Origin of the sequence: Prevotella sp. TF12-30, assembly GCF_003436715.1 — a bacterium.
In the GTDB taxonomy this organism is placed as follows: domain Bacteria; phylum Bacteroidota; class Bacteroidia; order Bacteroidales; family Bacteroidaceae; genus Prevotella; species Prevotella copri_A.
This window is the reverse complement of record NZ_QSQJ01000013.1, coordinates 20,159-33,479: the sequence shown is the minus strand read 5'-3', so window position 1 is coordinate 33,479 and position 13,321 is coordinate 20,159. Positions and strand designations below refer to the sequence as shown.

General features: G+C 48.6%; 10 protein-coding genes and 1 pseudogene. 7 read left to right on the top strand and 4 right to left on the bottom strand.

The window, feature by feature from the left end:
- Positions 1-72 precede the first annotated feature (72 nt).
- From DXD25_RS06830 to DXD25_RS06815, 4 genes and pseudogenes are all read right to left on the bottom strand, one after another.
- Positions 73-490: pseudogene (locus tag DXD25_RS06830) on the bottom strand (hypothetical protein); the annotation flags it as partial.
- 23 nt (positions 491-513) lie between these two features.
- Entirely contained in the window at positions 514-1,395 is an 882-nt protein-coding gene (fic, locus tag DXD25_RS06825) for a protein adenylyltransferase Fic (protein ID WP_117662452.1), read from the bottom strand.
- A gap of 549 nt (positions 1,396-1,944) precedes the next feature.
- Positions 1,945-2,937, bottom strand: a complete 993-nt coding sequence (locus tag DXD25_RS06820) for a GNAT family N-acetyltransferase (RefSeq protein ID WP_089544077.1) — start codon at positions 2,935-2,937, stop codon at positions 1,945-1,947.
- Between the two features lie 81 nt (positions 2,938-3,018).
- A complete protein-coding gene (locus tag DXD25_RS06815) occupies positions 3,019-3,846 on the bottom strand; it encodes a glycerol acyltransferase (protein ID WP_089544078.1) in 828 nt (275 codons plus the stop codon).
- A gap of 374 nt (positions 3,847-4,220) precedes the next feature.
- Here DXD25_RS06815 and rsmH point away from each other — a divergent pair, with 374 nt between their 5' ends.
- Genes rsmH through DXD25_RS06780 form a run of 7 tightly spaced genes read left to right on the top strand, consistent with a single transcriptional unit; the run spans position 4,221 to position 13,319 of the window.
- Positions 4,221-5,135 (top strand): 16S rRNA (cytosine(1402)-N(4))-methyltransferase RsmH, encoded by a 915-nt coding sequence (gene rsmH / locus DXD25_RS06810; protein WP_089544079.1) that lies wholly within the window; start codon positions 4,221-4,223, stop codon positions 5,133-5,135.
- 47 nt (positions 5,136-5,182) lie between these two features.
- Positions 5,183-5,650 carry an FtsL-like putative cell division protein gene (locus tag DXD25_RS06805; protein WP_187360446.1) on the top strand — a complete coding sequence of 156 codons (468 nt, stop codon included), beginning with the start codon at positions 5,183-5,185 and terminating at the stop codon, positions 5,648-5,650.
- Positions 5,647-7,803 (top strand): penicillin-binding protein, encoded by a 2,157-nt coding sequence (locus DXD25_RS06800; protein WP_117662450.1) that lies wholly within the window; start codon positions 5,647-5,649, stop codon positions 7,801-7,803. The genes DXD25_RS06805 and DXD25_RS06800 overlap by 4 nt, the downstream gene beginning before the upstream one ends.
- Positions 7,804-7,841: 38 nt before the next feature.
- Positions 7,842-9,302, top strand: coding sequence for a UDP-N-acetylmuramoyl-L-alanyl-D-glutamate--2,6-diaminopimelate ligase (locus tag DXD25_RS06795; protein ID WP_117662448.1), 1,461 nt, complete (start codon positions 7,842-7,844; stop codon positions 9,300-9,302).
- 34 nt (positions 9,303-9,336) lie between these two features.
- Complete coding sequence (mraY, locus tag DXD25_RS06790; protein WP_089544082.1) at positions 9,337-10,605, top strand: phospho-N-acetylmuramoyl-pentapeptide-transferase; 1,269 nt, start codon at positions 9,337-9,339, stop codon at positions 10,603-10,605.
- 41 nt (positions 10,606-10,646) lie between these two features.
- Positions 10,647-11,984 (top strand): UDP-N-acetylmuramoyl-L-alanine--D-glutamate ligase, encoded by a 1,338-nt coding sequence (gene murD / locus DXD25_RS06785; protein ID WP_117662446.1) that lies wholly within the window; start codon positions 10,647-10,649, stop codon positions 11,982-11,984.
- Between the two features lie 57 nt (positions 11,985-12,041).
- Positions 12,042-13,319 (top strand): FtsW/RodA/SpoVE family cell cycle protein, encoded by a 1,278-nt coding sequence (locus DXD25_RS06780; RefSeq protein WP_089544084.1) that lies wholly within the window; start codon positions 12,042-12,044, stop codon positions 13,317-13,319.
- Positions 13,320-13,321: the final 2 nt, after the last annotated feature.

The window sequence follows — 13,321 nt, the reverse complement described above, 5'->3', positions numbered from 1 at the left end:
CACTAAATAAATGAGAGGGGAATGTATTAAGTTTATTTCCCTCTCATTTAGTTTAGTTAGTTTCCAGAAACTTTATTTTGAGCTTTTCATAGCACGTTTTATGCGATTTGATTCTTGCAAAAGCTTATTGGCTATACTATCTTTATAAGTAGCCATTTCAACCATTTCATGATGATGGCGAATAGAATCCTCGTAGGCAGCAACACAATTTCTTACATCATCTATAACTTTCTCATCTCGGCAAACAGAAAAAATGCTTTTCGATGTATCGAACATTTGGGTCGTCAGATGGAAGAACCATCTTCAATGCCCGATATTTCAAGTCTGCTACCTCCCAAGCTTGATACTCTCGCCATTGGGCTAGGTTGCCCCAAATGGAGATGACAAGAGATAGAGCCAAGCCTCCAATGAAAAGAAGAACATACTTTGAAGTTGGCTCGAAGCGATGAGTCACTACTTTCTTCAGAGGTGCGTTATCCATTGCGTGAAGTCCGTGTTATTTTTTAGTCTTACTTATTCATCCACCTGCTCATAGTAATAAGAATAGTCTATGCCCTTCATAAAGACCTCACGGTCTTCAATCTTATCAGTTAAGGCATTGGCAATAAGCTGTTTGATGCGACTGCTATCAACAACACTCTGTGTCATCGCAGCCAAATAATCATTCTTGTCAATAAGGCTCCAATCCACACATTTTTTCAGCCTGCGCTTCAATATCAAGTCAAGCCAAATGCGCGTAGCTCTACCATTTCCCTCACGGAAAGGATGAGCGATGTTCATTTCTACGTATTTGTCGATGATTTCATCCAGCGTACTTTCCGGCATCTGTTCGATTCCTGCAAGTGTTTGTGGGAGATATTGCGCCATAGCAAACTGGAAACCGCCCTTTGCAATATTCACAGTTCGGATCTGTCCTGCAAAATCGTATAAACCACCAAAGAGGAAAGCATGAATCTGCTGCAAACCTTTGACAGAGCCTTCTGTAATGGAATTGATCAATTCACTCTCAAAAAGAGTGTATGCTTTCTTGCGACTCTGTCCATCAATGGTATTATCGCTATAGGTAAACCAATCCAGAAAGTCAGCAGCCTTATTATTAGGAAAGTTCCTGGCTAGCAGCATAATGCCTTCGTTGTCGAGAACATCGGTCAAACGCAGTTTACCATCAGGAGCTTGCAATTTCAACTGGTTAGTGGCACTAACCAGTTCATTATTTTCCTTCTTCAGCTTAGTCTTCAGATACTTCCAGTAATTACGGTTTTTGGAATAATCATCCTGCTCGTTCAAAACGCCGATAATATCCAGTACGGAGAACCACCACTTGTTGTGTTCCCCGTCCCAAACCGCTCTTACCTCCCGGTCTTTATAAAATCTGATTGATAATTTTCTGTCCATATTGCAATTCATTTTAAGAACACCCCGTATAATGGAATATTGGCATTCTTTGCCTTATTCCATTTACTGCCTGGTTATGGCAAGATATTGCCCTTTACCAGGGCAACTTTGTGCCATTGCCAGGCACAAAACGATACGTCGGGAGATAAAATTCAGCTGAACTATCTGTAAAAAGACTACTCTCGCTTTTACTCTTCACTCTTCACCAAATCGGCTGAAACCCCTATAAACATTAGGGTGTGGGCGGTGAAGAGTGGTGGTTCACTCTTCACCACTCTTCACCACTCTTCACTTATCGCGAGGTTCAGCTATCATTTATTCCAAGATCTGGTCTTCATTGATGACAGGGCCTGGTCTTCATTGATGACAAAGCCTAGTCTTCATTGATGACGGAACCATTGCCTCTCTGATATTCTTTCCTCTAAAATAATATGGGTGAAGAGTGGTGAAGAGAGGTGAAGAGTCAGCTCAACTCTTCACCCGTCTAATCATCTAATTTACAACACCTTACACCATCCCGGTGAAGGGTGAAGAGTAAATTAGAAAATACTATTCTTTTTCCTTGTAGAAAATCTTGTTGGCACCGCTTGTAATCTTCAGCGCCTCAGGATGCTCCTCAATAAAGCTGTTGATATGGCGGATACGCTTCTCCTCCAGGATTTCATCCACAGCAATGAGAATGCCCGTCTCCTCTACATCGCCGAAGCCATAATTGATGGCTGTACCAAAGAGCTTCATGGTAGGACTGAGGTTCATATAGGCATTCACCAGAGGAGGAATATTGAAACCGAGCTGGCGAATCTCATGATTAAGAATGCGATAGTCAGCACGGAAATCATCTTCCGTGAAGATAGCTGCCATCTCGCTCTCAGGAGTTTCCAACTTCAATGGCTTCATCGGAATCACCAAGTTCTCCTTGTCATCAAAATGCTTCTTGAGGAAGTAGAGAATCATATCGCGGCCACGACGGATGTAAGAAGGATACATCGTCATCTTGCCGAAGAAATACTTTACATCCGGATAGAGCACGGTAAGGGCACCCAATCCGTCCCAGAGATTGTCGAGAGCAAAGATACTCTTGGTATTCTTGCGCACATTCTGATACTCGAGAGAGACGAACGAACGGCCCAGCTCCACAGTATATGGCATGTATTCCTTCAGGAACTTATCTGAAAAGTGGAACATGTGACTGGTAGCAAGCTTAGGCTGCCCCTTTTCATCAAGTTCCCAATCCTTGCCCAGGAGATAACGGTAGCCACCGATAATCTCGTTAGCATCTGGATTCCAGACAATAAGCTGCTTGTAGCAGTTGTCACCAAAGTCGAATTCGTCAAGGTCCATCGATTTACCCGTTCCACCACCTGCTTCGCGGAAAGCGATTTCACGAAGGCGACCAATTTCCTTCAATACATTTGGCGAATCATTAGCCGTAACGATATAGATTTCGTTATGACTCTTGTTGGTCATACGAAGCTGCTTCTCGGGAGTCAACTCGCTCTTCAGCAGTTCGCGGTCAATCGGTTGGATGATTTCTTCTTCCATAATTCTCTATATAATATCGATAATTATCTTGTTCTATTTCTCTTACTTTTTCTATGATTGCTCACTGTAAAAGGGTTCTCACTAGAGTTCGTAAACCCTGTCCTTCACATACTGTGCCCACTCTGTAGCCGACTTGCTGTGATCGAAAGTCTGCCAGGGAATCGGCTTGCCTATGGCGATGCGGAAATGCTTGCCCACATTCTTGTACATCTCATCCACGAGGAACATCATGGCAAGGTTGAAAGGCAGATGCTTGTCGCTGAACCTGGCGATGCGATAGAATCGCTCGGAGTTCTGACCACCGAAATGAATAGGCACCACATCACGCTGATATTCCACACTCTTGGAGATGAAAGTCTTCTTCCAAGGCAAATCGCGGATGCTGCCATCAGGCTGCTTGCGGCTGTTCAATCCCGCAGGGAACATCAGCATGTGGTTGTCACTCTGGAATCCAGCCTCTACCATGCGAGGGAAGTCACGGCTCTGTCGGCCGGTCTTGTTGATGCCGATGCTTACAGGCTTGAGCCCCGGAAGATTGAGCAGCAGGTCGTTTACCAGATAGCGGAACTTACCATCATAATGCGTTCCGATGATGGAGCCGAGGCACACGCCGTCCTGTCCACCCAGCGGATGATTAGACACGAAAGTATAGAGCTTGCCATCATTCTTATCCGGCAAATTCTCCAAGCCTACGATTTCTACATCCATCTTCAGATAGCGCACGCATTCTGTAAGCCACTCCGTACCGGAGAGGTTTCGGCTTTCCCACAAGAACTTGTTCACTTCGTCTTCGTGTATAATCTTTTTCAGCCACGACACGAGGAATCCGGGAACAAATTTAGCTTTGCTCCCCATCTTGTTCTTCAGTATCTTTTCTATGTCTATCGTTTTCTCTATTGAACCACTCATTTTCAGTAAACCTAATAAGTACGTGCAAAGTTAGTTTTTCTTTTTTAAATATGAGTCATTTTTCCCGAAAAATTATCAATAAAGCTAAAAAATAGTGCATTTTTCCACCTTTTCGGGAGAAATCAAGACAAAAAACATCGTTTTTCGCGAATTACCAGATACCAGCGAATAAGGAGCGTAAAAATGAAAAAAATCATTTTTTTGCGCCCGTTTCATAAAATTTGTGGGGAAACATGGAGCTATGTGAGGATTTTTATGTACCTTTGGAGCCGAATTCCTATTAAATAGGTACATACGCGCTGTATATAAGTACATGCACGTGAAAGAAACAAGTTAAAAATAAGTAACTTACAAAAGAAAAAGAATCAAGAAGAATGATCAAGACAGCAGAAACATATCACGTACCCGTGCTCCTCAAAGAGAGCGTTGACGGACTCAACATCCAGCCAGGCGGCATCTATGTAGATGTTACCTTCGGCGGTGGAGGACATTCCAGGGAAATCATCTCCCGCCTGAGCGAGGGAGCACATCTCTACAGCTTCGACCAGGACGCTGATGCCGAGCGCAACGTGGTGGCAAATCCCAACTTCACCTTCGTATGCTCCAACTTCAGATACCTGAAGAACTGGATGAGATACTATGGCGTGGAGGGACTGGACGGACTACTCGCCGACCTCGGTGTATCGAGTCATCATTTCGACGACGAGACCCGCGGATTCTCCTTCCGCTTTGATTCTCCTCTCGACATGCGCATGAACAAGAGAGCCGGAAAGACTGCTGCCGACATCGTGAACGAATACGAGGAAGAGGCACTTGCCGACATCTTCTATCTCTACGGCGAACTGAAGAATTCCCGCCGCATCGCTTCTGCCCTGGTCAAGGCAAGAGCCGCAAGCCCTATCAAGACCACCAAGGACTTCATGGCTGCCGTGGAACCCCTCTTCAAGCGAGAGCGGGAGAAGAAGGAGATGGCCAAGCTCTTCCAGGCACTGCGCATAGAGGTGAATCACGAGATGGACGCCCTGAAAGAAATGCTCCGCTCTGCCACCGAACTGCTCAAGCCGGGAGGAAGACTCTCGGTGATTACCTATCACTCACTGGAAGACCGCATCGTGAAGAACATGATGAAGGCGGGCAATCCAGAGGGCAAGGTAGAACAGGACTTCTTCGGAAGAATCGAGACACCTTTCAAGCTTGTCAACAACAAGGTAATCATACCAGACGCCGATGAGCAGGAGAGAAACCCGAGAAGCCGCAGCGCCAAGTTGAGAATCGCAGAAAAGAAATAGAGTAAATGAGATTATCATATAACTGCAATCATGTAATGCAATAGAAAATGAAACAAGATAAAGAAAAACCAGAAACAAGCATCCCGGCTGAAGAGCAGAAGGCGCAGCCGGAAGCTCCCAAACCGGCTCCGCAGGCTTCGCTCAAGGAAGTGATTGCCAAGCAGGCCATCGAGGAGGAAGTGTCGGGTTCTGCCAGCTTCACACTGCGCAAGATTCTGGGTGGTGACATCCTCACCGCACAAATCATCAGAAAGCAGATATGGCTGTTCATGCTCATCGTGGTTTTCATCATTATCTACATATCCAACCGATACAGCATCCAGAAGGATCTCATCGAATTGGATCAACTGCAAAAAGAGCTGCAAGACACGAAATACAAAGCACTGTCAACCAGCAGTCAGATAACAGAGAAGAGTCGTGAAAGCAATGTGCTCGACATGCTGAAGCACAGCAAGGACAGCACCCTGCACATCGCCACACAACCTCCTTACATCATAAACGTACCAGAAGAATGAGCAAGTTTGAGCATAAGAAAGTAATGCCGCGCTATAGTGCCATCGCCATCATCATGACCCTGATTGCCACCGCCATCGTAGGAAAAGCACTCTACATCATGACGGCTAAGCACGACTACTGGATGCAGGTTGCCGAGCGACAGAAGAGAGACTCCGTGACCGTGAAGCCTAACCGAGGCAACATCCTGAGCTGCGCAGGACAGCTGATGGCGAGTTCGCTGCCTGAATTCAAGGTATTCATGGACTTCAAGGCACTGACCGAAGCCGGCAACGACTCGCTTTGGGATGCCAAGCAGGATTCCATCTGCCAGGGACTCCACAAGATATTCCCGGAGAAGACAGCAGAGGAATTCAAGCGCCATCTCATAGAGGGACGTGGCAAGAAGAGCCGCCATTGGGCGGTATATGGAAGTCGTATCGACTATAACACCTTCACCGAGGTGAAGGCGCTGCCAATTTTCCGCCTCACTCCCTACAAGAGCGGATTCCACTGGGAGGAATACAATGCCCGCACCCGCACCTACGGTTCGCTGGCAGGAAGAACCATCGGAGCCATGTTTGGTGCCAAGGATACCGCCAGATTCGGACTGGAGCTGAGCTATGACTCCATCCTGCGCGGAACTAATGGTATCGTGCATCGCCGCAAGGTGCGCAACAAGTTCCTCGACATCACCGACACCCCTCCTATCGACGGTGCCGACATTGTTACCACCATCGATGTGAGCATGCAGGATCTTGCCGAGCGCTCACTCATCGAAGAGTTGAAGGAAATCAATGCCAACGTGGGTGTAGCCATCGTGATGGATGTGCCTACCGGCGACATCAAGGCCATTGTAAACATGGAAAAATGCTTCGATGGCGAATACAGAGAGATTCACAACCATGCCGTGAGCGACCTTCTGGAGCCGGGTTCGGTATTCAAGCCAGCCTCGCTGCTCGTAGCGCTCGATGACGGCGTGGTAGATACTACCTATCGCGTGGAAACGGGATGTGGTGTCTGGCAGATGTACGGACGAGATATGAAGGACCATAACTGGCGAAAGGGCGGATATGGAATGCTGACCTTCGCAAAGACACTGTGGTACAGTTCTAACATCGGTGTGAGCCGAATCATCGACGACCACTACCACAACTGTCCGGAGAAATTCGTACAGGGCATCTATCGCACCGGTCTGCACGACGACCTGAAGATTCCGCTGGTGGGAGCTACTCCTGCCCGAATCCGAATGCCGCACAGAAACAGCCACGGACAGTATGACAACTGGGCAAAGACCAGCTTGCCATGGATGAGTATCGGATACGAAACGCAGGTGCCACCGATCTCTACCCTCACCTTCTACAACACCATCGCCAACAACGGCAAGATGATGCGTCCTAGATTCGTGAGCAAGGTAGTGAAGAACGGAGAAACCATCATGGAGTTTCCGCCAGAGGTGATGCGCCCACAGATAGCCAAGCCGCAATCCATCAAGAAGATGCAGACCATCCTGGAACAGGTGGTTAGCCTGGGACTGGGCAAAAAAGCCGGTTCGCCTAACTTCAAGGTTGCCGGAAAGACCGGTACGGCTCAGGTTTCCAAGGGAGCCGGCGGTTACAAGAACGGCATTACCAACTATCTGGTGAGCTTCGCCGGCTACTTCCCTGCCGACAATCCGCGCTACAGCTGTATCGTCTGCATTCAGAAATCAGGTTTGCCAGCTTCCGGCGGAAGCATGAGTGGCAAGGTATTCCACGACATTGCCGAAGGCATCATGGCACAGAGCCTGAAACTCGACGTGAAGGATGCCAAGGATTCAGCCTCCATCTTCGTTCCGGACGTGAAGAACGGAAACGTGCTGGCTGCCGACTACGTACTCACCCACCTGGGCATCAAGACCAACACCAACTGGAGTGGAAGCTACGCCAACGGCAATCCTATTTGGGGCAAGGCAGAACGCATAGGAAGCAGAAGCATCAAGCTTTTCAAAGAGAAGCAATACGGCAAAAGCACCGTGCCGGATATTACAGGCATGGGAGCCAGAGACGCTATCTTCTGCATGGAGAGCAGAGGAATCAGAACCAGGATTCATGGCAGAGGCAAGGTAATCAAGCAAAGTCTCATGCCGGGAACACCGGTCAAGAAGGGTTCCATCTGTATCATCGAATTGAACTAATATATATAATAAGGTGTAAATACATAAAGATATTAAATATGAAGTTACAAGAATTACTCAAAAACATCGAGCCGATTCAGATTGTCGGTGATGCTGATGTAGAGGTTTCGGGCGTAAACATTGACTCCCGAAAGATTAAGGAAGGTCACTTGTTCGTTGCTATCAAGGGCACTCAGGTTGACGGCCACCAGTTTATTTCAAAGGCATTGACCCTGGGCGCAAAGTCGGTTTTGTGCGAGGATATGCCTGAGGAGAAAATCGAAGGCGTAACTTACATTCAGGTAGCATCTACCGAAGATGCTGTAGGTAAAGTAGCTACACTCTTCTATGGCGACCCATCCAAGAAGCTGAAGTTGGTTGGCGTGACTGGCACCAATGGCAAGACCACCATCGCCACCTTATTATATAATATGTTCCGCAAGTTCGGACATAAGTGCGGTCTGCTCTCCACCGTCTGCAATTACATTGAGGGCGAGGCGATTCCTGCCGACCACACTACCCCAGACCCTATCGAGCTGAACATGCTGCTGGGCAAGATGGTAGAGGCAGGATGCGAATACGCCTTCATGGAGTGCTCTTCTCATGCCATCGCACAGAAGCGTATCGGCGGTTTGGAGTTCGCTGGCGGACTGTTCACCAATCTCACCCGCGACCATCTCGACTATCACAAGACATTCGAGAACTACCGCAACGCCAAGAAGGCATTCTTCGACGGTCTGCCTAAGACAGCCTTTGCCATCACCAATGCCGACGACAAGAACGGCATGATCATGGTACAGAACACCAAGGCTACCGTGAAGACCTACTCTACCCGCTCTATGGCAGACTTCAAGGCAAGGATTCTGGAGTGTCACTTCGGCGGCATGTATCTGGAGATTGATGGCAGAGAGGTAGGCGTACAGTTTATCGGAAAATTCAATGTAAGCAATCTGCTTGCCGTATATGGTGCAGCCGTCATGCTCGGCAAGAAGCCGGAGGATGTACTCGTTGTGATGAGTACCCTTCACAGCGTAAGCGGACGATTGGAGCCTATCCAGTCGCCTGAAGGCTATACAGCCATCGTTGACTATGCTCATACACCAGATGCATTGGAGAACGTACTGAATGCCATCCACGAGGTTCTCGACGGCAAGGGCGGCGAAGTGATTACCGTCTGCGGTGCCGGTGGAAACCGTGACAAGGGCAAGCGCCCGTTGATGGCACAAGAGGCAGTCAAGCAGAGCGATAAGGTTATCATCACCAGCGACAATCCTCGCTTCGAAGAGCCACAGGACATCATCAACGACATGCTGGCTGGTCTCAACGCCCAGCAGATGAAGAAGGTGATCAGCATCGTTGACCGCAAGGAAGCAATCCGCACAGCCTGCATGCTGGCCAAGAAGGGCGATGTAATCCTCGTTGCCGGAAAGGGACATGAAGACTACCAGGAGATCAAGGGCGTGAAGCATCACTTCGACGACAAGGAAGTGCTTCGCGAAATCTTCGGTATCAACAAGTAGTATTATCATCTAATAGAAAAAGAGAAGAAGAAAAATGTTATACTATCTTTTTAGATTTCTGGAGCAGTGGGGCATCACAGGTTCCCACATGTGGGGTTACATTTCATTCCGTGCCCTGCTCGCACTGATTTTATCACTCGTCATCTCTGCATGGTTTGGCGAGAAGTTCATCAAGTACCTCAAGAGCAAGCAGATTACCGAGACCCAGCGCGATGCCAGCATCGACCCATTCGGCGTAAAGAAGATCGGTGTACCATCCATGGGTGGCGTCATCATCATCCTGGCCATCCTCGTGCCTGTATTGCTGCTCGGCAGATTGCGCAACATCTATCTGATCCTGATGATCATCACTACCGTATGGCTTGGTTTCCTCGGTGGTATGGATGACTTCATCAAGATTTTCAAGCGCGACAAAGAGGGACTGAAGGGTAAATATAAAATCGTAGGACAGGTTGGTATCGGCCTCATCGTAGGTCTGGTGCTCTGGGCTTCTCCAGACGTGAAGATGAACGAGAACCTCGCCATCGAACGCCAGGGACAGGAGACGGTGGTAAAGCATCGTGCAGAGGCACGAAAGTCGTTGAAAACCACCATACCATTCATCAAGGGGCATAATCTCGACTACTCCAGCATCACCAGCTTCTGTGGTGAGCACAAGGTAGCTGCAGGCTGGATTCTCTTTGTAATCATGACCATCTTCGTGGTTACCGCCGTTTCCAACGGTGCCAACCTCAACGATGGAATGGATGGAATGTGTGCCGGAAACTCCGCCATCATAGGTGTGGCATTAGGCATTCTTGCGTATGTGTCGTCGCACATCGAGTTTGCCGCCTACCTCAACATCATGTATATTCCTGGCTCCGAGGAGCTGGTGGTATTCTTCTGTGCCTTTATCGGAGCCCTCATCGGCTTTCTCTGGTACAATGCCTACCCTGCGCAGGTGTTTATGGGCGATACCGGTTCGCTCACCATCGGCGGTATCATCGCCGTGGGCGCCATCATCATCCACAAGGAGCTGATGCTGCCTATCCTCTGCGGAATCTTCTTCGTAGAGAGCCTCAGCGTGATGATGCAGGTATATTACTACAAGCTGGGTAAGCGCAGAGGCATCAAGCAGCGCATCTTCAAGCGCACGCCTATCCACGACAACTTCCGTACACAGGACAGCCAGCTGGATCCAGACTGCAAGTATCTGTGGAAGAAGCCTCGCAACTGCTACCACGAATCAAAGATTACCATCCGTTTCTGGATCGTGACCATCATCCTGGCAGCACTCACCATCATCACATTGAAGATAAGATAACACATAGGCTCTTATCAGCCTGACAAGATAAAGATACAACAATGAGCAAAATTGTAATTTTAGGAGCTGGCGAAAGTGGCGCAGGTGCTGCCGTGCTGGCGAAAAAAGAGGGATTCGAGGTATTTGTCTCTGATATGTCTAAGATCAAGGACAACTACAAGAAGTTGATGGACGTCCACGGCATTGAGTGGGAAGAGGGACATCATACTGAAGAGAAAATCTTAGACGCTGATGAAGTCATCAAGAGCCCGGGCATTCCTAAGGAAGCCCCTATGATTCAGAAACTGATGGCAAAGGGTACTCCTATCATCAGCGAAATAGAATTTGCAGGCAGATATACAGACGCCAAGATGATCTGCATCACAGGTAGCAATGGCAAGACCACAACTACTTCGCTGATCTATCACATCATCAAGTCGGCTGGCTACGATGTAGGACTGGCTGGCAATATCGGCAAGAGCCTGGCGCTGCAGGTGGCAGAGACACCTCATAAGTACTACGTCATCGAGCTGAGCAGTTTCCAGCTTGACAACATGTACGAATTCCGTGCCAACGTGGCAATCCTGCTCAACATCACTCCAGACCATCTGGACCGCTACGAGTTCAAGATGCAGAACTATACCGATGCCAAGATGCGCATCACACAGAACCAGACAGAAGAAGACAGCTTCATCTTCTGGAACGATGATCCTATCGTGAAGAAGGAACTGGAGAAGTATGACCTCAAGTCACACCTCTGCCCATTCTCAGAATTCAACGAGGAAGGATGCGTGGGCTACATCGAGGACGGCAAGTACAAGCTCAACTTCCCATCAGCCTTCGAGATGCCACAGGCAGACATGAGCCTGCGCGGCAAGCACAACATCTACAACAGCCTGGCAGCAGGACTCGCCTGCAACATCGTAGGCATCGACCACGAGACCCTGCACAAGGGCCTCAGCGACTTCCCAGGCGTAGAGCACCGACTGGAGAAGGTGGGCAAGTTCAAGGGAGTTTACTATGTAAACGACTCAAAGGCTACCAATGTGGATGCTTGCTGGTACGCTCTGGAGAGCATGACAACCCCTACCATCCTCATCATCGGTGGTAAGGACAAGGGCAACGATTACAACCAGATCAAGGACCTGGTAAAGGAGAAGTGTGCAGGTATCGTATATCTCGGAGCCGACAACCAGAAGCTGCACGACAACTTCGACGCCCTGGGCATTCCTGTTCGCGACACCCACAGTATGAAAGACTGCGTGGCTGCCTGCCAGGAGCTGGCCAAGCCAGGCGACACCGTATTGCTGAGCCCATGCTGCGCCAGCTTCGACCTCTTCAAGAACATGGAGGACCGTGGCGAGCAGTTCAAGGCCCTGGCAAGAGCCATCGGTGAATAACTTTTCATTTGGCAAGAACTTAAGTGATAATAATTTTAGAGATAGGACAGTTAAGAAATGAACAATAAGACCATAGGCAACATATTCAAGGGAGACAAGGTCATCTGGATGGTCTTCTTCTTTCTCTGTATGATAAGCATCATAGAGGTGTATTCCGCCTCTAGCTCCTTGTCGTACAAGAGTGGTAACTATATGGCGCCTGTAATACGCCATATAGGTCTCCTTTTTCTAGGCTTAGGCACCATGATATGTATGCTCAAGGTTAAGTGTAAGTACTTCAAGATCGTCACTCCTTTTGTGATATTTCCATCTCTGGGCTTACTCATCTGGGTTTTGATAGCGGGACAATCCACCAATGGTGCATCCCGCTGGATTAACCTGGTGGGCATCCAGTTTCAGCCTTCGGAAATAGCCAAGGGAGCGGTGGTGCTGGTAGTGGCACAGATTCTCAGTGCAATGCAAACGCAGAATGGTGCAGAACGGAGAGCCTTCAAGTATGTCTTGACGGCCTGCTGCCCGTTTATCATCCTCATCGGACTTGAGAACTTATCCACCGCCATGCTTCTGTGCATCACCATCTTATGCATGATGATCATCGGAAGAGTACCTATGAGTCAGATAGGCAAACTCGTGGGCAGCGTCTTGATATTTATCTGCGTTGTCTTCGCCGGCGTCATGATCGTGGGTGAAGACAAGGAAAACGGAGGAAACAAGCCGGAAAATACGCTCACAGAGAACATCAACGAGAAGGAAGAAGCACCAGGTATGGCAGAGAAGATGTTCCACCGAGCAGATACCTGGAAAGCACGTATCGACAAGTTTATCAATTCCAAGCCTGTGGCTCCGGAAGACGTGGACCTGGATAAGGATGCACAGGTGGCACATGCCAACATCGCCATCGCTTCATCGAACATCGTGGGAAAGGGACCGGGAAACTCCGTAGAACGAGATTTCCTATCTCAGGCATTCTCCGACTTCATCTACGCCATCATCATCGAGGAAATGGGACTGTGGGGTGCCTTCTTTGTGGCATTCCTCTACATCATTCTGCTCTTCAGAGCCGGGCGAATCGCCAACCGGTGTGAGAACACATTCCCAGCATTCCTGTGCATGGGACTTGCCATCATGCTGGTTATCCAGGCACTGTTCAACATGGCTGTAGCTGTAGGCTTGGCACCGGTTACTGGTCAGCCACTTCCGCTCATCAGCCGAGGTGGAACCTCAACCATCATCAACTGTCTCTACCTGGGCATCATCTTAAGCATCAGTAGAACCGCAAAAAAGAAAGATTTGCCTCAAAACGAAGCAAATTTTGACAAATTTGCTGCTGCATAACA